The organism is Tropicimonas sp. IMCC34011, assembly GCF_003390865.1.
Taxonomy (GTDB): Bacteria; Pseudomonadota; Alphaproteobacteria; order Rhodobacterales; family Rhodobacteraceae; genus Tropicimonas_B.
Genome location: NZ_QMEJ01000001.1, coordinates 553,328 through 576,197 on the forward strand (window position 1 = coordinate 553,328; position 22,870 = coordinate 576,197).

20 protein-coding genes are annotated in these 22,870 nt (G+C 67.1%); 12 read left to right on the plus strand and 8 right to left on the minus strand.

The window, feature by feature from the left end:
- Window positions 1–146 precede the first annotated feature (146 nt).
- The 3 genes from lon to tgt all read right to left on the minus strand — a co-directional run bounded on the left by lon (window position 147) and on the right by tgt (window position 5,379).
- Complete coding sequence (gene lon, locus DQG15_RS02670; protein WP_116082523.1) at window positions 147–2,564, minus strand: endopeptidase La; 2,418 nt, start codon at window positions 2,562–2,564, stop codon at window positions 147–149.
- Between the two features lie 266 nt (window positions 2,565–2,830).
- Complete coding sequence (locus DQG15_RS02675) at window positions 2,831–3,931, minus strand: alkene reductase (RefSeq protein ID WP_116082525.1); 1,101 nt, start codon at window positions 3,929–3,931, stop codon at window positions 2,831–2,833.
- A gap of 317 nt (window positions 3,932–4,248) precedes the next feature.
- Window positions 4,249–5,379: a tRNA guanosine(34) transglycosylase Tgt gene (tgt, locus tag DQG15_RS02680; protein WP_116082526.1), complete on the minus strand. Its 1,131-nt coding sequence runs from the start codon at window positions 5,377–5,379 to the stop codon at window positions 4,249–4,251.
- A gap of 129 nt (window positions 5,380–5,508) precedes the next feature.
- On the opposite strand from tgt, the gene DQG15_RS02685 reads away from it, so the two are divergent.
- The 4 genes from DQG15_RS02685 to DQG15_RS02700 all read left to right on the plus strand — a co-directional run bounded on the left by DQG15_RS02685 (window position 5,509) and on the right by DQG15_RS02700 (window position 8,510).
- Window positions 5,509–5,862: an SUF system Fe-S cluster assembly protein gene (locus DQG15_RS02685; RefSeq protein ID WP_116082527.1), complete on the plus strand. Its 354-nt coding sequence runs from the start codon at window positions 5,509–5,511 to the stop codon at window positions 5,860–5,862.
- Between the two features lie 72 nt (window positions 5,863–5,934).
- On the plus strand, window positions 5,935–7,659 hold the full coding sequence (locus DQG15_RS02690; protein ID WP_116082529.1) for a mechanosensitive ion channel family protein: 1,725 nt from the start codon (window positions 5,935–5,937) through the stop codon (window positions 7,657–7,659).
- 97 nt (window positions 7,660–7,756) lie between these two features.
- Entirely contained in the window at window positions 7,757–8,107 is a 351-nt protein-coding gene (locus tag DQG15_RS02695) for an iron-sulfur cluster assembly accessory protein (RefSeq protein ID WP_116082530.1), read from the plus strand.
- Between the two features lies 1 nt (window position 8,108).
- Window positions 8,109–8,510: a TfoX/Sxy family protein gene (locus DQG15_RS02700; protein ID WP_116082532.1), complete on the plus strand. Its 402-nt coding sequence runs from the start codon at window positions 8,109–8,111 to the stop codon at window positions 8,508–8,510.
- Here the strand turns inward: DQG15_RS02700 and DQG15_RS02705 are convergent.
- Window positions 8,485–9,333: a fumarylacetoacetate hydrolase family protein gene (locus tag DQG15_RS02705; RefSeq protein WP_116083694.1), complete on the minus strand. Its 849-nt coding sequence runs from the start codon at window positions 9,331–9,333 to the stop codon at window positions 8,485–8,487. The genes DQG15_RS02700 and DQG15_RS02705 overlap by 26 nt on opposite strands.
- Window positions 9,334–9,454: 121 nt before the next feature.
- Here DQG15_RS02705 and DQG15_RS02710 point away from each other — a divergent pair, with 121 nt between their 5' ends.
- Window positions 9,455–10,468 carry an NAD-dependent epimerase/dehydratase family protein gene (locus DQG15_RS02710; RefSeq protein WP_116082534.1) on the plus strand — a complete coding sequence of 338 codons (1,014 nt, stop codon included), beginning with the start codon at window positions 9,455–9,457 and terminating at the stop codon, window positions 10,466–10,468.
- Window positions 10,469–10,471: 3 nt separating this feature from the next.
- Here DQG15_RS02710 and DQG15_RS02715 read toward each other — a convergent pair whose 3' ends face one another.
- Entirely contained in the window at window positions 10,472–11,395 is a 924-nt protein-coding gene (locus DQG15_RS02715) for a dihydrodipicolinate synthase family protein (protein WP_116082536.1), read from the minus strand.
- A 134-nt stretch (window positions 11,396–11,529) separates the two neighbouring features.
- Between DQG15_RS02715 and DQG15_RS02720 the strand changes: the two genes are divergently transcribed.
- From DQG15_RS02720 to hflX, 6 genes are all read left to right on the plus strand, one after another.
- Window positions 11,530–12,090 (plus strand): type 1 glutamine amidotransferase domain-containing protein, encoded by a 561-nt coding sequence (locus DQG15_RS02720; protein WP_116082537.1) that lies wholly within the window; start codon window positions 11,530–11,532, stop codon window positions 12,088–12,090.
- Between the two features lie 132 nt (window positions 12,091–12,222).
- A complete protein-coding gene (locus tag DQG15_RS02725; protein ID WP_116082539.1) occupies window positions 12,223–13,098 on the plus strand; it encodes a lysophospholipid acyltransferase family protein in 876 nt (291 codons plus the stop codon).
- A 93-nt stretch (window positions 13,099–13,191) separates the two neighbouring features.
- On the plus strand, window positions 13,192–14,568 hold the full coding sequence (gene trkA / locus DQG15_RS02730; protein WP_116082540.1) for a Trk system potassium transporter TrkA: 1,377 nt from the start codon (window positions 13,192–13,194) through the stop codon (window positions 14,566–14,568).
- Between the two features lie 4 nt (window positions 14,569–14,572).
- Window positions 14,573–16,075, plus strand: coding sequence for a TrkH family potassium uptake protein (locus DQG15_RS02735; protein WP_116082542.1), 1,503 nt, complete (start codon window positions 14,573–14,575; stop codon window positions 16,073–16,075).
- 183 nt (window positions 16,076–16,258) lie between these two features.
- Window positions 16,259–16,492 carry an RNA chaperone Hfq gene (hfq, locus tag DQG15_RS02740; protein ID WP_116082543.1) on the plus strand — a complete coding sequence of 78 codons (234 nt, stop codon included), beginning with the start codon at window positions 16,259–16,261 and terminating at the stop codon, window positions 16,490–16,492.
- A gap of 47 nt (window positions 16,493–16,539) precedes the next feature.
- Window positions 16,540–17,778 (plus strand): GTPase HflX, encoded by a 1,239-nt coding sequence (gene hflX / locus DQG15_RS02745; protein WP_232830682.1) that lies wholly within the window; start codon window positions 16,540–16,542, stop codon window positions 17,776–17,778.
- A gap of 53 nt (window positions 17,779–17,831) precedes the next feature.
- On the opposite strand, the gene DQG15_RS02750 is transcribed toward hflX, so the two are convergent.
- Window positions 17,832–18,821: an aldo/keto reductase gene (locus DQG15_RS02750; protein WP_116083696.1), complete on the minus strand. Its 990-nt coding sequence runs from the start codon at window positions 18,819–18,821 to the stop codon at window positions 17,832–17,834.
- A gap of 66 nt (window positions 18,822–18,887) precedes the next feature.
- Window positions 18,888–21,347, minus strand: coding sequence for a penicillin acylase family protein (locus DQG15_RS02755; RefSeq protein ID WP_116082547.1), 2,460 nt, complete (start codon window positions 21,345–21,347; stop codon window positions 18,888–18,890).
- A 225-nt stretch (window positions 21,348–21,572) separates the two neighbouring features.
- On the opposite strand from DQG15_RS02755, the gene DQG15_RS02760 reads away from it, so the two are divergent.
- Complete coding sequence (locus tag DQG15_RS02760) at window positions 21,573–22,268, plus strand: HAD-IA family hydrolase (RefSeq protein WP_116082549.1); 696 nt, start codon at window positions 21,573–21,575, stop codon at window positions 22,266–22,268.
- A 4-nt stretch (window positions 22,269–22,272) separates the two neighbouring features.
- On the opposite strand, the gene DQG15_RS02765 is transcribed toward DQG15_RS02760, so the two are convergent.
- Window positions 22,273–22,767: a D-galactarate dehydratase gene (locus DQG15_RS02765; protein ID WP_116082550.1), complete on the minus strand. Its 495-nt coding sequence runs from the start codon at window positions 22,765–22,767 to the stop codon at window positions 22,273–22,275.
- Window positions 22,768–22,870 lie beyond the last annotated feature (103 nt).

Consider the following 22,870-nt stretch of genomic DNA (forward strand, 5'->3'; position numbering starts at 1 on the left):
GCGCGCGGGATCCGGTGCCCCCGCCGGCCCCGGCCTCGACCGCGCATCCAGCCGTGCCGTAAAACGTCTGCAAGCGCTCCGCTACAGAAGAAGGGGGCGCCCGCCACTTAAGGCGAACGCCCCCTTTTTGTCGGGTCAGACCGGCGTCAATGCGTGGTCTGCGCCGGATCACCCATCCGCGCGGCAAGCTCGGCCGCGCGCGCCGCGGCCGCGGCTTCCTCGGCCGCCTCGTCCCATTCGATGGGCGTCGGCTTGCGCACGAGGGCGTGCTCCAGAACCTCGCTCACGTGGGACACGGGGATGATCGTCAGCCCCTCCTTCACGTTGTCCGGAATCTCCGGCAGGTCCTTCTCGTTCTCCTCCGGGATCAGCACGGTCGTGATGCCGCCCCGAAGTGCCGCGAGGAGCTTCTCCTTCAACCCGCCGATGGCGGAGGCATTGCCGCGCAGGGTGACCTCGCCCGTCATGGCGATATCCTTGCGGACCGGAATCTGCGTCAGCGAGGAGACGATGGCGGTGACCATCGCGAGGCCCGCCGACGGCCCGTCCTTCGGGGTCGCCCCGTCCGGCACGTGAACGTGGATGTCCATCGTGTCGAACTTCGGCGGCTTCACCCCGATCGCCGGGGCGATCGAGCGGACGTAGGAGGAGGCCGCGTCGATCGATTCCTTCATGACGTCACCGAGCTTGCCGGTGGTCTTCATCCGGCCCTTGCCCGGCAGGCGAAGCGCCTCGATCTGGAGCAGGTCCCCGCCGACGGAGGTATAGGCAAGACCGGTGACGACGCCGATCTGGTCCTCCTTCTCGGCCAGACCGTAGCGATGACGCTTCACTCCGAGCAGGTCCTCGAGGTTGTCCGTCGTGACGACGAGGCTCTCGACCTCCTTCTTGACGATCCGGGTCACGGCCTTGCGCGCGAGCTTCGCCAGCTCCCGCTCGAGGTTCCGCACGCCCGCCTCGCGGGTGTAGGTGCGGATGATCTCTGTCAGCGCCTCGTCCTCGATGCGGAACTCGGCCTTCTTCAGACCGTGATCCTTCACCTGCTTCGGGATGAGATGCCGGCGCGCGATCTCGGCCTTCTCCTCCTCGGTGTAGCCGGCGAGCGGAATGATCTCCATCCGGTCGAGAAGCGGTCCGGGCATGTTGTACGAGTTCGCCGTCGTCAGGAACATCACGTTCGACAGGTCGTACTCGACTTCGAGGTAGTGATCCGAGAAGGTGCCGTTCTGCTCCGGATCCAGCACTTCGAGCATGGCCGACGCCGGGTCGCCTCGGAAATCCTGACCCATCTTGTCGATCTCGTCGAGCAGGATGAGCGGGTTCGTGGTCTTCGCCTTCTTCAGCGCCTGGATGATCTTGCCGGGCATGGAGCCGATATAGGTCCGGCGGTGCCCGCGGATCTCGCTCTCGTCCCGCACGCCGCCAAGCGAGATGCGGATGAACTCACGCCCCGTCGCCTTCGCGACCGACTTGCCAAGGGAGGTCTTGCCGACGCCCGGAGGGCCGACGAGGCACATGATCGGCCCCTTCAGCTTCTTGGAGCGTTGCTGCACCGCGAGGTACTCGACGATGCGCTCCTTCACCTTCTCGAGGCTGTAGTGATCGTCATCGAGGATCTGCTGGGCGCGGCCCAGGTCCTTCTTGACGCGCGACTTCGTCCCCCACGGGATGGACAGCATCCAGTCGAGGTAGTTGCGCACGACCGTCGCCTCGGCCGACATCGGGCTCATGTTCTTGAGCTTCTTGAGCTCCGCCTCGGCCTTCTCGCGCGCCTCGGTGGAGAACTTCGTCTCGGCGATCTTCGCCTCCAGCTCGGCCACCTCGTTCTGGCCGTCCTCGCCGTCCCCGAGCTCCTTCTGAATGGCCTTCATCTGCTCATTCAGATAGTATTCCCGCTGGGTGCGCTCCATCTGCGACTTGACGCGGGTCTTGATCTTCTTCTCGACCTGCAGGACGGACATCTCCCCCTGCATCAGGCCATAGACCTTCTCCAGCCGCTCGGCGACGGAGAGCGTTTCCAACAGTTCCTGCTTCTTGCCCACGTCCACGCCGAGATGGCCCGAGACGAGATCGGCCAGCTTGGCGGGCTCCTTCGTTTCGGACACGGCGGCAAGAGCGTCCTCGGGGACGTTCTTCTTCACCTTGGCGTAGCGTTCGAATTCCTCGGAGACGGAGCGCAGGAGGGCTCGGGCGGTCTCCTCGTCCCCTGCCGTTTCCTCGAGCGGCTCGGCACGCGCCTCGAAGAAGTCGTCGTCGCGGGTGAATTCGGTGATGGTCACGCGGCTGCGGCCTTCGACCAGCACCTTCACGGTGCCGTCGGGCAGCTTCAGAAGCTGCAGAACGTTCGCCAGCACGCCGGCGCGGTAGATGCCATCCGCATCCGGATCGTCCTCGGCCGGGTCCTTCTGGCTCGACAGCAGGATTTCCTTGTCATCCTGCATGACCTCTTCAAGCGCGCGCACGGACTTGTCGCGACCGACGAAGAGCGGAACGACCATGTGCGGAAAGACGACGATGTCACGAAGCGGCAGGACCGGATAGGATTGGCTCTTTTGATCAGTCATGCTCGGGTTCCTTTGTTCTCTTTGGCAAGAAGGGTCGGGTCCCGCCAAGCGGCAACCTCTCGCCCTTCTCCGGGCAACGGCATTCAGGTGGGTATGCCGGCCGCCCCGTTCAATCGCGGATCTTCTGGACAGGGACGCAGTCTGCCTGTCGCGAGAGCCCGCGGCAAGGGCACGTCACACTTCGGAGAGCAGGATTTGAGCGATATACAAAGGGGCGCGGCAGTTGCGCCGCGCCCCTCCTCCTGTCTCCGGGACCTGAAGCCGGATCAGGCCGCCCGGGTCTCGGCGAGTGTCGGGTAGTCGGTGTAGCCCTCTTCCCCGCCGCCATAGAACGTCTTGGGGTTCGGATCGTTCAACGGCGCATCGGCCTCCAGACGCTCGGCGAGGTCGGGATTGGCGAGGTAGGCGCGGCCGAAGGCCACGGCATCGACGGAGCCCGACTCGACAGCGTTCACGGCAAGATCCCGATCGTACCCGTTGTTGCCGATATAGACCCCGGACCAGAGCGCCTTCAGCGCCTCGAGGTCCTGCCCGTCGGACAGCTCCCGGCTGCCACCCGTGGCGCCCTCGATCACGTCGAGGAACGCAAGGCCGCGGTCGTTCAGCTCCTTCACGACGTAGGCGAACTGCTCCTGCGCGCCCGTCGTCGGCGCATCGTTGGCCGGCGAGAACGGGGAAATCCGGGCGCCGGTGCGCTCAGGTCCCCAGATTTCGGTCACAGCGTCCACCACCTCGAGGGACAGGCGCGCGCGGTTCTCGATGGAGCCGCCATACCCGTCCTCACGGGAGTTCAAATCCTCGCGCATGAACTGGTCCAGAAGGTAGCCGTTGGCGAGGTGCACCTCGACCCCGTCGAAACCGGCGCGCTTGGCGTTCTCGGCGGCTTTCCTGAAATCGTCCACGATCCGGGGAAGCTCGTCCGTCTCAAGGGCGCGCGGCTCGGAGACGTCGACCATCTGGGTGCCGTCGAAGGTCTGCACGCCGGCCTGGACGGCGGACGGGGCAACTGGCTTGTTTCCCTCGGGCTGAAGGGAGACGTGGCTGATACGGCCGACGTGCCAGAGCTGCAGCACGATCTTGCCGCCCAGGGCATGGACCGCATCCGTAACCTCTTTCCATCCCGCGACCTGCTCGTCCGAATGGATGCCGGGGGTGAAGGCGTAGCCCTTGCCCTCGGGGCTGATCTGCGTCGCCTCGGTGATGATCAGGCCGGCGCCGACGCGCTGACGGTAATACTCGACGTTCATCGCGACGGGCGCGTCCGTCTCGTGGTCTGCCCGGTTGCGGGTCAGCGGCGCCATGACAACGCGGTTCTTCATTTCGATCGCGCCCGCCTTGAGGGGCGTGAATAGTTTTTCACCAGACATCGGTGGAACTCCTGTCGATTGTCTCGACCCGCAGGATGATGCGGGAATTGCGAGCTGACCTAATGGGGTGCGGCGAGCAAACAACGTGCACTGACGCACCGTCGCATTGGCCCGGACGAGCGAATGGCGGCGGAACCCGGCTCGGGCAGACGGCCTGCGCGCGGCGCGGGACAGGGCACACCGGCGACCGCCTCGGACGTGTCGCCGGCGGAGGACCCATTCCCGTCGGAAGAGCCCGCCGCGGATACTTCCCGGCCGGGATCGCACTCGCTCGTCCGATCAATATCGTTTCGCGTCAATCGCTTACGAAACCATCCTTACACGGGATCGAGATCACCCCCGGCCCGTACCGCGTGGAAATCCCGCTCCCACGCCTCGAAGGTGCCGGCGGCGATCGCCTCCCGCATCCCCTGCATGATCTCCTGGAAGTAATGCAGGTTGTGCCAGGTCAGCAGCATTCCGGAGATCATCTCGCCCGCCCTAAAGACGTGGTGGAGATAGGCGCGGGAGTAGTGGCGGCAGGCGGGACAGGTGCACTGCTCGTCCAGCGGGCGCGGATCATCGGCGTGGCGCGCGTTCTTGATGTTCACCGCGCCCCGGCGGGTAAAGGCCTGCCCGGTCCGGCCCGACCGCGAGGGCAGCACGCAATCCATCATGTCGACGCCGCGCTTCACCGCGCCCACGATATCGTCCGGCTTGCCGACGCCCATGAGGTAACGCGGGCGATCCTGCGGCAGCATGCCGGGGGCGTAGTCCAGCACGTCGAACATCGCCTCCTGTCCCTCGCCCACCGCGAGCCCGCCGATGGCGTAGCCCGGAAAGTCGAGCGCCTTGAGCGCCTCGGCGCTCTCCTGTCGCAGGTCGCGGTAAACGGAGCCTTGCTGGATGCCGAAGAGCGCATGGCCCGGGCGGTCCCCGAACGCGTCGCGGCTGCGCTCGGCCCACCGCATCGACAGCGCCATGCTCGAGGCCGCAACCTCCTTCTCGGCCGGGAATGTGGTGCATTCGTCGAACGCCATCACGATGTCCGACCCGAGGAGGCGCTGGATCTCCATCGAGCTTTCCGGGGTGAGCTCATGTTTGGAGCCGTCGATATGGGAGCGGAAGGTCACCCCCCGCTCCGTCATCTTGCGCAGATCGGCGAGGCTCATCACCTGGAAGCCGCCCGAATCCGTCAGGATCGGCCGTTCCCAGTTCATGAAGGTGTGAAGCCCCCCCAGCCGGGCGATCCGCTCCGCGCCGGGGCGCAGCATCAGGTGGTAGGTATTGCCGAGCAGTATGTCGGCGCCCGTGGCGCGCACGCTTTCGGGCATCATCGCCTTCACCGTGGCGGCCGTCCCGACCGGCATGAAGGCGGGCGTGCGAATCTCGCCGCGCGGGGTTTCGATCCGGCCGAGGCGCGCAGCGCCGTCCGTGGCCTCGAGCGTGAAGGAGAAGGTGCGGGTCATGGGAGTGCCTCTAGGCGCACGCGCGCGCCTTGCCAAGCGTCCCTCATCCGAGACCGCCTGCTGGCCGCCGGCGGTGGACGGGCCCGGAGGGGTTTCCTATATGGGGCTGACATTCTCGAAAGGGCAGCCATGACCGATCAGATCGAAGGCGAGCCGCTGATCCGGCCGTCCAGCACAGACCATCCGCTCTACGACACCGTCGTGGACGCCTGCCGCAGCGTGTACGATCCGGAGATTCCGGTGAACATCTACGACCTCGGCCTCGTCTACACGATCGATATCAACGAGGCGAACGAGGTCGGCATCCTGATGACGCTGACCGCGCCCGGCTGCCCGGTCGCCGGGGAGATGCCCGGCTGGGTCGCCGACGCGGTGGAGCCGCTTCCGGGGGTCAAGCAGGTTCAGGTCGAGCTGACGTGGTCCCCGCCCTGGGGCATGGAGATGATGAGCGACGAGGCCCGGCTCGAACTCGGCTTCATGTGATATCGGGCGCTCCCCTTCGGCCAATCTCGCGGCCGGAGGGAACAATCGCGTGATGATCCGGTTCGGATCCTCATGATCGCATCATTTCTCCGCCCGCTCGCCGGAATGCTCCTTCTGTTTCTCGTGGCGGGGCTTCCGGCTCATGCACAGCTCGATGCGGGAAGCCTCGGCACCGGTCCCGGCAGCGGGGGGAGCGCCAGCTCCAGCGAATCCGGGGAATTCTTCAATCAAGAAACCATCAATGCCGGCCTCGGCGAGCTGCCGGACTGGGTGGATCGCTCGACCCCGCAAGGCACGATGGAGAGCTTCCGTGCCGCCGCGGAGGCCGAGGACTGGCAGGCTGCGGCGCATCTGCTGAACCTCGGCGATTACAGCGATGAGGAGCAGGCTGCGGGGGGTCCCTTGCTCGCCCGCTCCCTGGCCTCGGTCATCGACCGCAAGGTGCTGATCGACTGGCACGACCTGCCCGACCGCCCCGACGGCATCGACTTTTCCGCGTCCGGCAGCGATCCCGCTTCCTCCGCCCGCCGGTCCATCCGGATCTGGGTCCTGTCGATGGACAAGCGCTCCGTGCCGATCCTGCTCAATCGGGTGAAGCCCGAGAATGGCAACGCGGTCTGGCTCTTCTCCAAGACGACCGTCGCGAACGTTCCGCGGCTGGCCGAACTCTACGGCCCCTCGAGGATCGAGCAGAGGTTGCCCGGAACGTTGAGGGAGCGGGCATTCTGGGGCCTCAGGTGGTGGGAGGTCCTCGCGCTGCCCATTCTTGCCGGGGCAGCCGCGATCGCGGGGTTCGCGACCTCGCATGTTATCCAGGCGATCTCGCGCCGAACCGGGCGCCGGATTCTGCAGGACGTGATCAAAGCCAGCCGCTGGCCCGCGATCATCGCCGTCGTAACCTTCGTCATCTCGACGATCACCGCCAATCTCTTCGTCTTCTCGGGGCAGGTGGACGTCTTTCTCCAGCCGCTCACGGTGCTCGGCTACACCATCGCGATCATGCTGCTGCTGGTGAACGGCATCGACAGGATCCTCGACCGGATCGTGTCCTTCGACAACGAGACGCTCTCCGCCAGCGGACCGGAATTCGAGTATCGCCGGTCCGTGGCCACGCGGCTCGCGGCGTTCCGCCGGGCGGCCATCGTCATTGTCGTGGTGGTGGCGGCCGGGATCGTGCTGTCGAGCGCCAACGTCTTCCGCAGCGTCGGCTTCACGCTCCTCGCCTCCGCCGGCGCGCTGACGATCATACTCGGCTTCGCGGCGCGCAACGTGCTGTCCAACATCATGGCCAGCCTGCAGATCAGTCTGAACCAGTCCGCCCGCATCGGGGACCGTCTCCTCTTCAAGGGCTATATGGTGGTCGTGGAACGGATCAACTTCACCTACGTTCAGCTCCGCGTCTGGTCGGGCGAGCGGTTGATCGTGCCGGTGACGGAGTTCACCTCCGAGGTCTACGAGAACTGGACCCTGAAGAATTCGGACATGGTCCGCCCGGTGATGATCCGCCTGTCCCATTCCGCGAATATCGAGAAGCTGCGGGATGCCTATAATCACATCCTCGACGAGGGCTGCGATACGGAGGACTGGGAAATCGGCCCGAAGGAAGATCGCGGCGTCCATGTCGCGGGCCACGACATCTTCGGGCAGGAAGTCATGTTCAAGGTTCCGACGACCGATCCGTCGACCTCTTGGGTCATCTCCTGCACGGTGCGCGAGCGTCTCCTCAAGGCCGCGGCAAAGATGCAGGAGGAGGGCGAAACCGTCTTTCCCGAGGCAAATCCGGCCGAGGCCGCCTGAGGCGGACGGCGCCTGCGCGTCATCGCCCCGTTGAGCCGGGCGCGGTCCGGCCTTATGTTGGGTTCTCAGGACCCAGAAGCAGGAAGGGCGCCTCGCGATGTTCGGCATACCCGGAAAACAGGCCGTCACACTCACCCCCGCCGCAACCGCGCAGATCGCGCGATTGATGGATCGGGACGGAACGACGGGCCTTCGCATCGGCATCAAGAAGGGCGGCTGCGCCGGCATGGAATACACCATGGACTACGCCACCGAGATAGATCCGAACGACGAGGTGGTCGAGCAGGACGGTGCGCGGGTGATGATTGCTCCGATGGCCCAGATGTTCCTCTTCGGCACCGAAATCGATTACGCGACCTCGCTTCTCGAAAGCGGCTTCCGGTTCAACAACCCCAACGTCACCGAGGCCTGCGGCTGCGGGGAATCGATCAAGTTCGCCGAAACCTGACATGGCCGCCGATCCCGGCCTGATCGAGCTTGCACGGGATCTGTTCGAGCCGCTGGGAGACATCCGACCCCGCCGGATGTTCGGCGGAGTCGGGCTCTATATCGGCGATGCGATGATCGCCGTCGTGATCGATGACGTCCTCTACATGAAAGCCGGAGGCGATCTGAGCGCCTCCTACGCTGAGGCCGGCGCCCTGCCCTTCGCCTATGACACCAAGCGCGGTCCGCGGAAAATCCCCGGCTTCATGTCCCTGCCGGAGGGCGCACTCGACGACCCCGAGGAAGCGCTCCGCTGGGGCCGCCTCTCCCTCGCCGCGGCGGAGGTTGCGGCCGCCGAGCGGGAGGAGAAGAAGGCCCGCAAGGCGGCGAGAGGCGCGTCTAGTCCGCCTGCACGACGGGATTGACGAGGGTGCCGACGGCACCCGCCGACACCTCCACCACGTCCCCCGCCTTCATGTAGAGTGGCGGATCGCGCCGCTCGCCGACGCCGGAGGGCGTGCCGGTGACGATGACGTCGCCGGGCTGGAGGGGCGTGAAGCCGGAGATGTACGCGATCACCTCCTCGATGGAGAAGAGGAGCTGGTCGAGCTTGCCCTGCTGCACCACCTCGCCGTTCAGCCGCGTCTCGATCGGCAGCTCGCGGTAATCGCCGATCTCGTCCGGCGTCACGAGGGCCGGACCGAAGGCGCCCGATCCGGGGTGATTCTTGCCGGGCGTGAACTGGCTCGTGTGGCGCTGCCAGTCCCGCGCGGAGCCGTCGTTGTAGCACGAATAGCCAGCGACATGCGCCATCGCGTCCTTCGCGCCGATATGCCGGCCGCCAAGCCCGATCACCACGGCAAGCTCGCCCTCGTAGTCGAACCGCTCGCAGTTCCGCGGCACAACCATCGCCTGGCCGTGGCCGACCTGGCTGTCGGCGAAGCGGGTGAAGACGGTCGGATGCCCGACCTCCTTGCGCCCGGTTTCCTCCCGGTGCGCGGCGTAGTTGACCCCGATGCAGAAGATCTTGGCCGGATCGGGGATCGGCGGCAGGAGCGTGACGTCCGAAAGCGCGAATTCCGCCGGGCGGCCCGCGGCATATTCCGCGGCCTCCGTCAGCAGCCCGCCGGCGATCGCGCCTTTCAGCGTTCCCCGCGTGCGCCCCCGCCCCGGAACCGGAACGATGCCGCCCTCCGTCAGCGCGCCCCAACCGAGCCGCCCGGCCCTCGCGAATGTCGCAAACCGCATGTCGCTGTCCTTCATTCCGGAAAGTTCCGCGGACAATCTCCGCGGCGACGGGCGACGTCAACTGGCCCCCGTGCGGCAAGGCTGCTAAGCGCGTGGCACGGGACCCCAAGGAGCGAACCCCATGAGCGAACGCGTGCTGATCACCGGAACCGCCGGCTTCATCGGTTACCACCTCGCAAAGCTGCTTCTTTCGGAGAACTACGTCGTCCTCGGCTATGACGGGATGAGCGACTATTACGACGTCGCGCTGAAGCGCCGCCGCCACGCCATGCTGCTGCAGGATCCGAACTTCACCGCGACCGAGGGCCAGCTCGAGGACGCCGAGCTCTTCAACCGCGTCGCGGAGGAGTTCCAGCCGGACGTCATCGTCCACCTCGCCGCGCAGGCGGGCGTGCGCTACAGCCTCGAGAACCCCCGCGCCTATATCGACAGCAACGTCATCGGCACCTTCAACGTAATGGAGGCCGCGCGCCGCCTGAAGGTGAGACACCTGATGATGGCCTCAACCTCCTCCGTCTACGGCGCCAACGAGGACATGCCGTTCGCCGAGACCGACAAGGCCGACACCCAGCTCACGATCTACGCCGCCACCAAGAAGGCGAACGAGAGCATGGGCCATTCCTATGCGCATCTGTGGGACCTGCCGACGACCATGTTCCGCTTCTTCACGGTCTACGGGCCCTGGGGCCGGCCGGACCTCGCGCTGTTCAAGTTCGTCGACCGGATCCTCGATGGACGGCCCATCGATATCTACAATCACGGCGAGATGTACCGCGACTTCACCTATGTCGAGGATCTCGTCCGCGGCATTCGCCTCCTGATGGATGCCGCGCCCGTCCGGCCGGTGGACGGCGTTGTGCCCGAGGGCGACAGCCTCTCCCCCGTGGCGCCGTTCCGCGTGGTCAATATCGGAAACTCGGACAAGGTCCGGCTGATGGACTTCGTCGAGGCCATCGAGCAGTCGCTCGGCCGGGAGGCGATCCGCAACTACATGGACATGCAGCCCGGCGACGTGCCGGCCACCTGGGCGAATGCGGACCTTCTGCACACGCTGACCGGCTACAAGCCACAGACCGACGTGAGGGACGGGATCGAGCGGTTCGTCGCGTGGTTCCGCGAGTATTACAACAAGTAGGCCCTAGTCCCGCAGACGCTCGAGGGCCGCCGACAGGGCATCCTGGGCATCCGGCGACATCGGCTGGAGCGGGCGTTGCGGGGGCCAGTCCTCCCGCGTTTCCAGCTCCATGGCCGCATGTGCGACGCGGAGCCCGCCCCACTCGCGAAGCAGATCCCAGAGCGGCGCACCCCGGCCATGGAGCCGCGCAAGGACGTCCTCGTCGCCGGACCGGGCGGCCGACCAGAGCGCCTGGGCATAGTCCGGCGCGAAGCCGGCGAGGATGCTGTGCCAGGCGTCCGCCCCCATGGCGAGCCCTGCCGGGCTGTTCGCATCGCCGGCAAACCCGATCGCGAACGCCTCGGGGAGCGCGCGCCGATAGGAGGCCAGCTGCGCCCCAATGCGGTCCCGATCCTCCGCGATCAGCTTGATGCCGGTCACGGTGGGAAGCGCGGAGAGACGCCCGGCAAGCTCGGGCGTATAGGCAAAGCGTGTCGCGGCGGGATTGTCATAGAGGCAAAGAGGCAGGTCCGTCGCCTGCGCGACGTCGGTAACATGCGCCTCGACCTCCAGCGCGCGCAGAGGGGTGTAGGACACGGCGGCGAGGAGCAAGCCGTCCGCCCCCGCGCGGGCCGCGTCCCGCGCCGCCGCAGCCGCCTCGTCGGTCCGCAACGCGCCGGCGCCGACGACAAGCCGGGCCCTTCCGCCGATCGCCTCGGCGGCGGCCGAGACGGCCCGGCGCCGCTCGGCCGCTCCGAGGAACATGTAGGACCCGGTGCTCCCGAGAAGCCCCACCGCGGCGATTCCGGATGCGGCGAGGCGATCGAGATGCCTCCCGAGCGTCTCGCTCCGCACCTCGCCATCCGCATTCATCGGCGTGGCGACATAAGCAATCAACCCGGTGAACATGGCTCCGAGCTCCCCTTCGAATTCGGCTCGTCGCACCATGCCCCGTCCGCCGCGGGGGCACCAGTGCACCGGCCCCTCCTCACGATCCTGCGTGGCGGGCGGGGGCGATTGGAACAGCACCCTCCCCCAAGCCGTTTCACATTCAAATGACACAAGACGAACGGAGGCTTCACATGCCCACCATCGAAACCGCAAAAATCGCCATCCTCGCCACCGACGGCTTCGAGAAGGTCGAGCTGACCGTGCCGCGGGACGAGCTGAAGAAGGCTGGCGCCACGGTCCACATCATCTCTCCGGAGGGCGACGACGTGCGCTCTTGGGACGAGACGGATTGGGGGAGCACCGAGCCTGCGGACCTGTCCCTGAAGGACGCGAACGCGGCCGACTACGACGCGCTCGTCCTGCCGGGCGGCCAGATCAATCCCGACAAGCTGAGGACGATCCCCGAGGCGGTCTCGTTCGTGAAGGCCTTCGCCGATAGCGGCAAACCGCTTGCTGCGATCTGTCACGGGCCGTGGCTCCTCGTCGAGGCGGACGTGCTCAAGGGCCGCCGTGCGACGTCCTTCCCGTCCATCCGCACCGATCTGAGGAATGCCGGGGCCGATGTGGTGGACGAGACGGTCGTCCATGACGGGAACCTGATCACCAGCCGCAACCCCGACGACCTCGACGCCTTCGTCCGCACCATCAAGGATGCGGTCGAGCAGGGCGCATCCGGCCGTGACGCGGCCTGACCATCGGCAGATCGGCGCGCCTCCCTGCGCGCCGCATTGTCACCGGGCGGCGCGGCCTATATCTAGGGCCGTGCCGCCTTTTTCGTATGTGCGGTGTTCTTTGGACGAGCCAGCCCAGGCCGAGGGATCCAGATGCGTGACAGAATAGATCCCCTTATCGCCGAGCGCGCGAAGTGGCTGTTCAAGGATAACGCGTTCTGCCGCTCCGCGCGCCACCTGCTCGACAAGACCCTGAGTTACGACAAGACGCTCGAGCTCGGCTCCGAACTCCGCGACGCGCCCAATGCTGAAATTATGGACCGCGTGGCCGGGATCATCGCGCGTGATGTCAAGATCACCGGGCTCGACCGCATCCCCGCCAGCGGCCCCGCGCTCGTCGTGGCGAACCACCCCACCGGCATCGCGGACGGCGTCATTCTGTGGCACGCTCTGAGAGCGAAGCGTCCTGACCTCTTCGTTTACGCCAACAGCGACATCCTTCGGGTCATGCCGCAGATGGAGACGATGATCTGCCCCGTCGAATGGCGGGAGGAAAAGCGGACCCATGCCAAGACCCGCGAGACGATGGCCTACACCCGCAAGGCCATCAAGGACGGACGGATCGGCGTGATCTTTCCGTCGGGCCGCCTTGCCAAGCGCCGCGGCCTCAGTCTGCACGAGCGCCCATGGATGGCGTCGGCAGCGATGATCGCGCGCAAGTTCGATCTCGACGTGATCCCGATCAACATTCGCGCCCGCAATTCGGTGCTCTTCTACCTTTTCGACCTGCTCCACCCGTCGCTGCGGGACATCACGCTCTTCCACGAGACGCTGAACAAGGGCAGGCAGCCCTACCGCCTGACCGTCGGCCGTCCGATCCCGGCAAAAACCCTGCCGGCGGGGTCCTCCGAAGCCATCGAGGAGCTGCGGGCACGGACCCTGCGTCTCGGCGGGCCGAACGCTCCGGCCGTGTCGCTCGCGGAGATGACGCGCCGCCCGCGCCTCTTGAAGCCTACGCTGACACAGTAAGCGTCCGCCCCCGGCCATGAGCGCCGGGCAGCGTTGACGCGTCCCCTCCCCTCTGCCATCCCTGCCGGCGTTGGGGCTGAACACCGAGGTGCCATGAAGGTCATCATCTGCGGGGCGGGACAGGTCGGCTGGCAGATCGCCCGCCACCTATCGGGCGAGCAGAACGACGTCACGGTCGTGGACAGCAATCCCGACCTCGTCAACCGTGCCACCGATGCGCTGGACGTTCAGGGCATCGCCGGCTTCGCGAGCTATCCCGACGTCCTCGAGGCCGCCGGCGCGCGCGATGCGGACATGGTCATCGCCGCGACCCATTCGGACGAGGTGAACATGGTCACCTGTCAGGTGGCCCACTCCGTCTTCGCCGTCCCGCGCAAGATCGCCCGCCTGCGCGCGCAATCCTACCTGACGGCGATCTACTCGGACCTCTACCGCCGCGATCACATGCCGATCGACGTGGTGATCTCGCCCGAGCGGGAGGTGGCGGACGCGGCGATCCAGCGCCTCTCCGCCCCCGCCGCCTTCGACACGGAGCAGTTCCTCGACGGCGAGGTCCAGCTTCTGGGGCTCCAGCTCGGCCCCGAATGCCCCGTCCTAGACACGCCGCTGCGGCAGCTCACCGATCTCTTCTCCACCCTCGCCGCCATCGTCGTCGGTATCCGCCGGGACGGGACGCTCTTCGCGCCCGACGCGCGGGACCAGCTGTTCGCCGGCGACCAGATCTACGTTGCGGCAAGCCAGACCGATGTGGACCGCACGCTCGAGATCTTCGGCAAGTCCACCCGGAAGCAGGAGCGCGTCGTCATCGTCGGTGGAGGTAACGTGGGCCTCGCGGTTGCGCAGGCGCTGGAAAAGCAGACCCGCCGCATCCGCGCGAAGGTCATCGAGCGGGACCGCGGCAATGCCGAGCGGGCCGCCGACGCGCTGGAGCGGACGATCGTGCTGAACGGCGACGGGCTGGACATGGGCCTCCTGATGGAGGCGAATGTCGACCGGGCCGATGCCGTCCTCTGCGTCACCGACGACGACAAGGTGAACCTCCTCGCCGCCGTCCGCGCAAAGACCGCAGGCAACCCGCTGACCATCTGCCTCGTCAACGATCCCACGCTCGTGCCCCTGATGGGCCCGCTCGGCATCGATGCCTACATCAACCCCCGCGCCACCACGGTCTCCTCGATCCTGCGTCATATCCGGCACGGCAGGGTGCGCGGCGTGTACTCCATCGGCGATGCGGAAGCAGAAGTGATCGAGGCGCAGGTTCTGTCCACCTCCCCCATCTCCGGGCAACTCGTGCGGGAAACCGACTTTCCCGAAGGCGCGCTCATCGGGGCGATCAAGCGCGGCCGGAAGATTATCCATCCCCAGGGCGGAACGCGGATCATGGAGGGGGACATCGTGATGATCTTCGCCCTCGCCGCGGACGTGCCCGAGGTCGAGCGCCTGCTTCAGGTCTCGATCGACTTCTTCTGATCACATGCGCGTCCCGCGCCTTCCCCTGATCGTGGTCCTGTCCGGCATCGCATCGCTCGCGATGTTCCTCCCGGTCTTCCATGCCGTCGCCGTCGAGGATGCGCAGTCGGCGCGCGCCTTTCTGCTCGCCGGCGCGTTCGGTGTGATCGGGACCACGCTTCTCGGCCTTGCCACCTCTGCCGCGCCGGTGCGGAACGTTTCGCGCAGCCATCTTCTGACCCTCGTCGCCGCCTACACGCTCCTGCCGGTCTACCTCGCCCTGCCGGTACAGGCTGCAGCGGGCGTGAGCCTGCCCGATGCGTGGTTCGAGATGGTTTCCTCCCTCACCACCACCGGCGCGACGCTGTGGCGGCCGCTCGCGCTGCCCGACACGGTGCATCTGTGGCGCGCGACCGTCGGCTGGCTCGGCGGCTTCCTGATCTGGGTCGCGGCGTTCGGGCTTCTGGCGCCGATGAACCTGGGCGGGTTCGAGGTCACCTCAACCCTGCGCGCCGGAGCGGGGGCCCGCCCGGACCGGATCAGCGCGGAGGAGGCGGACCGCAGGCTGTACCGCATCGCCGAGACGCTCGCACCGATCTATGCGGGTCTGACGGGCCTCCTATGGCTCGCCCTCGCCATTGCCGGAGAACGCCCGCTGACGGCGATCTGCCATGCGATGTCGACCCTCGCGACGAGTGGCATCAGCCCAACGGGGGGGACGGCGGCCTCAGTTTCCGGCATTCCGGGGGAAATGATCATTTTCGTCTTCCTCGTCTTCGGCGTCTCGCGCGCGACGTTCTGGACCGAGGGGCGCCTGCCCACGTGGGAGCGCCTGTCGAATGATCCCGAGCTGCGAATGGCGACGGCCTGCGTGACCCTCGTGCCGGTGCTCCTGTTCCTGCGCCACTGGATCGGTGCCTACGAGGGCCGCCTCGAAGCGGATCTTGGCTCCGCCATAGGTGCGCTCTGGGGCAGCATCTTCTCGCTGCTGTCGTTCCTGACCACGACAGGCTTCGTCAGCGCCGAGTGGGACACCGCCCGATGGTGGTCGGGCCTGCAATCGCCGGGCCTCATCCTGCTTGCCGCGGCCCTCGTCGGCGGCGGCGTCGCGACCACGGCGGGCGGCGTGAAGCTCCTGCGGGTCTTCGCGCTCTACAAGCATGGCGTGCGGGAGATGGAGCGGCTCGTCCATCCCCACTCCATCGGCGGCGCAGGGCGGGAGGCGCGGCGGATCCGCCGGCAAGGCGCCTTCATCGCCTGGATCTTCTTCATGCTCTTCGCGATTTCGCTGGCGGTCTGCTCGGGCCTTCTCGCCGCCACCGGCATGAGCTTCGACGAGGCCATGGTCCTGTCCGTCGCCGCACTCTCCTCCACCGGCCCGCTCGTCGCCGTGATCCAGCAGCCCGAGTATTCGTTCGCGCTCCTGACGGACTGGGGAAAGGCCATCGCGGCGGTCGCCATGGTCGTGGGGCGGATGGAGACGCTGGCCATCATTGCCCTCTTCAACCCCGAGTTCTGGCGCGGCTGACGAACGATCCGCCGGGTCTTCGCTTGAAAAATGCCGCCGAATACCCCTGTTCGGGGGTGGAAACCCGTTCCGCGCCTCTCCATAGTGCGAACGCAGAACGCAGGGGCACTCGTCATCGCCGCCGATCCCGGCCGCGGGGAGGGGACGATCGCGGCGAAGAACGATGAACAAAGGCTACACAGAATGGCTGCCGATAAGCAGAATCTACAAGATGCATTTCTCAATCATGTCCGGAAGACGAAGGTCCCGGTCACGATCTTTCTCATCAACGGGGTCAAGCTTCAGGGTGTGATCACCTGGTTCGACAATTTCTGCGTGCTCCTGCGCCGGGATGGACAGTCCCAGCTCGTGTACAAGCACGCGATCTCGACCATCATGCCCTCCCAGCCGATCAACCTGCACGAGACCGAAGACTGACCGACCACGAGCCCCAGGACCGCCGCACGAAGCCCACGCGGGCCCTCGTGCTTCACCCCGACATCCGCGGAGCGGAGCGTCGGAAGGACCCCATCCATGCCCTCGACGAAGCGGTGGCCCTCGCGGCCGCCCTGCCCGGTCTCGACGTGGTGGGAGCCAGCGTCGTGCCGCTCCGCGAGGTGCGGCCCGCGACGATCTTCGGCACCGGCAAGATGGACGAGATCAAGACCACGATTGAGGCCGAGGAGGTCGAACTCGTCCTGATCGACGGCCCCGTGACCCCGGTCCAGCAGCGCAATCTCGAGGACGCGTGGAAGGTCAAGTTGCTCGACCGGACCGGCCTGATCCTCGAGATCTTCGCGGACCGTGCCGCGACGCGGGAGGGCGTGCTGCAGGTCGAACTTGCGGCGCTGTCCTATCAGCGGACACGGCTGGTGCGCGCCTGGACCCACCTCGAACGACAGCGCGGCGGCCTCGGCTTCGTCGGCGGTCCCGGTGAAACCCAGATCGAGGCAGACCGCCGAGCCCTCGACGAGGCGATCACCCGTATCCGCCGCCAGCTCGAGAAGGTCACCCGCACCCGGGGGCTGCACCGCGCTGCGCGCGCCAAGGTGCCGTTCCCCGTGGTCGCCCTTGTCGGCTATACCAATGCCGGCAAGTCCACCCTCTTCAACCGGCTGACCGGCGCCGAGGTGATGGCGCAGGACATGCTCTTCGCCACGCTCGATCCGACCATGCGGGGCGTGACCCTCGAAGGCGGAACGCGCGTGATCCTGTCGGACACCGTCGGCTTCATCTCGGACCTTCCCACACAGCTCGTCGCGGCGTTCCGCGCCACGCTGGAGGAGGTTCTGGCGGCCGATCTCATCCTGCATGTCCGCGACGTCGCCCACCCGGATACGGACAGCCAGGCGGAGGACGTGGATACGATCCTCGGCGAGCTCGGCGTGCCGGAGGACGTCCCCCGCATCGAGCTCTGGAACAAGGCGGACATGCTTGAGGGCGACGCTCGCGCCGCGCTTGAGGCCATCGCGAACCGGTCAGAGGATGCACTCCTGATCTCCGCGCTCGACGGCACCGGTGTTGCGGAGGCCGTTGATGCGATCACAGCCCAGCTCGAGGGCGTACGGCGGCGGCAGACGGTCGAGATTCCCTTTTCGGAGGGACGCCGTCGCGCCTGGCTTCACGAGCGGGACGTGATCGAGGCCGAGCGCCAGACCGATGAGGGCTGGTCGCTGGACGTCCGCTGGACCGACCGTCAGCGCATGGATTTCGAGGCTCTGTAAGTCTCCTTAGCCGCGATGCGCCCGACCCCGTGCCGGGCGCGTCCTACCCCCTGTCAGGATTTCGCGGTCGATCCCGGTTCGCCCTGGCCCTCCTGACCCGCCTCATTGAGCGTCTGCATCTGCTGCGGGCTGAGCTCCAGCGTCGCGCCCCGAACGAGGCTTGCGAGTTGCTCTTCGGATGTCGCCGAGGCAATGGGCGCCGTGATGCCGGGCGACTGGCGGACCCAGGCCAGGGCCACCTCGGCATGGGCGGCGCCGGTGCTCTTCGCGACGTCGTCCAGAGCCTCCAGGACGCGCATGGCGCGGGGATCGTCCAGATACTTGCCGGCAAATCCCGCACGGCTCTTCCCCTTGAGATCGTCCTTGCTGCGGTACTTGCCCGTCAGGAAACCGGAGGCGAGGGAGAAATAGGTGATGACGCCGATCCGCTCGCGGTCCACCAGATCCCGCATCGGCCCTGCGAGTGCGTCCCGTTCGATCAGGTTGAACTCCGGCTGGATCACCGAATAGCGCGGCAACCCGCCCTGCCGGGACACCGCGAGCGCATCCGCAAGCTGGTCCGCGCTGTAGTTGGAGGCGCCGCAGGCGGTAATCTTGCCCTTCTCGATCAGGCGCTGGTAGGCGCCGAGCGTGTCCTCGTGGGCCACGCTGTCATCCGGGAAATGCGAAAGATAGAGGTCGATCCGGTCGGTCTGGAGCCGGGTCAGGGAGGCATCGACCTCCTTCTCGATCCAAGCCGGCGAGAGGCCGCGCCCCTCGTCCCCCATCTTGCCGCCGACCTTGGTGATCAGGACGATCCGATCCCGCCGGCTCTGATCCTCGGCGAGCCATTCGCCGATCATGGTTTCCGACGCGCCGTACCGGCCCCCGTCCACACCCCCGAGGTAGATGTCTGCCGTGTCGATCGCGTTCAGCCCGGCATCGGTGAACCCCGAGAGAAGGCGGAACCCCGTCTCGCGGTCCACGGTCCACCCAAGGACGTTTCCGCCGAAGACGACGGGGGCAATATCGAGGCCGGTTTCGCCGAGGGGTCTGCGATCCATGATGTTCTCCGATGACATCCGTTGTCGTTCGCAGATCAATGAGCCCGAGGTCGGCGCGGTTCCGCCCTAGCGGGGGATGAGCCGCGTGATGCCGGTCGCCCCGGCCCGCGCCAGTGCCGGATCGAGCGTCATCGGGATGTACTCCCCCCGTCGCCAGAGTTCGCCCAGATCGTCGTAATGGCGGCTGAGCGGATGCCCCGACTGGCCCGTGGCGGTGATGAAGACCGACGAGTCGGGGTCCGCGAAGTCGTAGACGCCGCGATAGCCCGCCCCGTGCACGCTGGAGAACGGGTCCGGCCCGGTCCCGGCGGTCCGCCCGCGGCGCAGGGTGAAATCCCCGCCCGAGGTGCTCTGCCGGATATTGACGAACCACTTCAGGATCGGCGCTTCCCCGAGGACGGGATGGTCGTGGTGCGCTTCATGGGCATCGCCCCAGCGCAGGGATTCGAGCGAGCCGCCCCATTTTGACTCGATCTCGATCAACGCCTCGTCGAGGGCGATCCGGGCGATGTCCGTGCAGGTTTCGGTAAAGGAGCTCTGGCGGATGTCGCACCAGCGCGCGGCGCCCCCGGTATTGCGGAACACCCGTTCGAGGAAAACCGGATCGGGATGGTCCCACGCTGCGGCCAGCGGACCGAGATCGTCCACGATCAGCTTGTCCTGCAGCCGCTTCATCCACGCGGCATAGATCAGCGGCTCCGGCAGGTGCTCGTTCATCTCGCCGTTCCAGTTGGCCAGCATCTCGAGCGCGACCTGACGCTGCCGCTCCGCCGTGCCATCGGGGGCCGCCTCCCCCTGATACCAGAGGTCTCGTGCGACGAGCGGCAGGAGGAGGCGCGCTGTCGGGCTCACGGTGTCGAGCTGCGCGGCGATGAAGCTCTCGCGGGTATGAACGTCCCGCTCGCCCATCAGGCGCGTGAGGCGCTGGATCCGCTGCGTATCGCCCCAGACGTAGGAGACGTGGTTCGGAAAGGGGCGATTCACCGTCTTGTTGTTGGTGTTGCCCAGAACACCGCCTTCGGGGTCGGCCTGGCCGGGATTGTCGTCATAGGGCATGCGCCCCTGCCAGCGGTTCTGCTCCTTCCAGCCTAGGGACGGCATCCGGCCCTGACTTTCATGCGCGGGATCGCGGGCCGGAACGACGCCGAAGGTGCGGAAGGCGATGCGGTCGCGGTCCACCAGCGTCACGTTCTGGGCCGGCGCGATGAACTCCTCCCCCGCCGCGATGGCCGCGTCCACGTCCCGCGCCCGCATCAGGCGCATGCCGGCGCTGGCGGTCGTGTCATCGGGGCTGAGCGCGGTCCAGGCAAGGGCGGCGACATGACCCGGCGGCGTGACGGATCCGAGGTCCCAATGGGAGCCGGGGATTACGGGGCCGTTCTCCGTCCACCGCAGCGTGATCGTGACCGGCGCGGCATCCTTCACGCGAATGATCGACCGTTCGGTGCGGAACGGCTGCCAGCCGCGGGGGGTGCGGTACTCGGAGGCGTCCCCGGGGTTCAGTTCCTCCATGTAGAGGTCCTGATCGTCGACATAGGCCGAGGTCATGCCCCAGCCGAGGCTGGCGGAGCGACCGAGCATGACGAAGGGCATGCCGGGGATCGTGCCGCCGATGACGCCGCCGGTCGAGAGATCGAGCCGCGCGAGGTACCAGATGGAGGGAGCGGTGAACTCGAGGTGCGGATCGTTTGCTAGAAGCGTGCCGCCCGCCGCCGAGCGGGACGGCGCCGCGGCCCAGGCGTTGGACGCGCCCTCCTCTCCGATCTTCGGAACAGGGCTCATGAACGGCGCCTGCGCAGGCGCGCCGAGCGCCGACGCCACATCCAGGCCCTCCATGATCTCGGCATAGGCAAGTTCGATCCGTGCCGTCCCCGGATCCCGTGGCATCAGGTCCTGCAGGAATTGGGGCTCGAGCGCGAGGGAGGCACGGGCGCGCAGAACCTCGTGCTGCGCCTGCGCCGAGAGCTGAAGCGCCATCAGCTTGATCACCGCGAGACTGTCCGCCGGGCGCCAGGGCGCGATCTCCGGCGCGAACAGGAAGAACTCCGGCGCGCCGCGGCCGAGCGCCTTCTCGTTGACCTGCGCCAGCCACGCATTGACCCCGTCGGCATAGGCCTCGAGCGCGGCTGTCGTCTCCGCGTCCTGATCGGGAACGCTGGCCTCGGCCGCACCGTAAAGATCCAGACGCCTCAGAAGCTCGTCCGTCTTCACCGTCCGCGCACCGAAAAGCTCCGAGAGCCGTCCCTGCGCGGTGCGGCGCAGCAGCATCATCTGCCAGAGGCGATCCTGCGCGTGAGCGAAGCCGAGACCGTAGAACACGTCCTCGTTCGCGGCGGCGAAGATGTGGGGCACGTTCGCGGTATCCCGCACGATCTCCACCTCGCCAGCCACGCCGTTCACCCGCCAGTTTGCATCGTAATCCGGCAGGGAACGGGAGGCGAAGTAGTAGACCAGAGCAAGCGCGATGGCCCCGAGCGCCATGACGACGAGGAGGATCCGCAGTGACCAGCGGAAGATGCGTTCCATGTTCGTCCCTTTGCTTGAGGGCTCCGGGATCTGCTCGCCCGATTGCCGCGCGCCGGAACATTAATTGATGGCGCGCGCAGGTAAAAGCGCGCTGCCTGCCGCGCCGGTCGTGCCCGCCCCGCACCAAATCTGCCAGACGTCCGGCGACGCCGCGCGGGAACCTTTTCTTCCCCAGCGGCATGTGACCATCAAAGCGCCGCACGTTCACAGAAGGATGCATCCGCGATGATCCCGACCCCGCCCAAGGCGATCCTCTTCGGATCCGTCGGCACACTTGCCGAGATGGCGGAGGTGCATCGCCGCGCCTACAACGCCGCATTCGCGGCCGCCGGACTGGACTGGACATGGACGCCGGAGATCTACGCCCAGCTTCAGGCACATGCCGAGGGTGCCGAACGGATCGCAAGGTTTGCGCGGGAGCGCGGCGAAACGGTCGAGCCGATCCTGCTCTATCGCGAGCAGAACCGTGCCTACATGCGGATGATGCGTTCCCTCGGGGTGCCGCTTCGGCCCGGCGTCGCGGCGCTGATCGCGGCGGCGAAAGCGGACGGGCGCGCCGTCGCACTCGTGACCACCGCGCCGCGATCCGGGGTCGATGCGCTTCTGTCCTGCACGCATCCGCCCGTGACGGCCGAGGATTTCGCCTGCATCGTCACGGCCGAACAGGTCGAGCGAGGCAAGCCGGACCCCGAATGCTACCTCACGGCGCTGAAGACGCTGGATCTCGCGCCCGGCGAGGTCGTCGCCATCGAAGACAGCCCCTGCGCCGCCGCCGCCGCGATCGCCGCGGGCATCAAGACATTCGGATTTCCCGGCCGGTACCACACGGCGAGCCTCTTTCCCGGGGCGCAAGCCGTCGTCGCCGAGCTCGACCCGGCGCATTTCGGTCTCTCCCGCGCGGGACTGCGCGAGACCGCCTGACGGCTTAAAGCGCGAAAACGGCGATCTCGGGCAGGTCCGTCAGCCCGGCACCGATGAGCCGCATGGCGGGAAGAGAGATCCGGGAGCCGGAGCCGGATTCGCCGCCGGAGGGTCGCAGTTCGACCTTCACGCTTTCGCCCTGGTACTCGATCCGACCCTGACGGACTCCGGACACCAGCGGCGTCTCCAGCCAGAAACCGGGCTCTGTCGGATCGCCGAGGGACGCGATCGTGGTTCCGAGGCTGGACGATCCGCTCTCCTCGGCCTCCGGAGGCGCCTTGGCGGCAGCGCGCTCTTCCTCGGAGGTCGTGTCGAACTCATCAACCGTGGTCGCGCGAGCCGGCGGCGGCGCGGCGGCGGTTCCGGCGCCAACGCTGGTCCCCTGCTCCTCGCTCGCCGGTGGCTGGTCCGGCGCGGCGGCCGTGACGGACGTTTCCTTTGCGCAGCCAGCGGTTATCGCAGTGGCCGCAAGGAAGGCGAGAATCAGTGTCTTTTGCATTGGTCCGGCTCTCCCGCGGCGCATGTCTCTGGCGTTCCGTCCTAGCGGCTCGCCCGCAATCGGGCAACACTTCGCACCGCCCCGCCTTGCGGCCCCGCGGCCC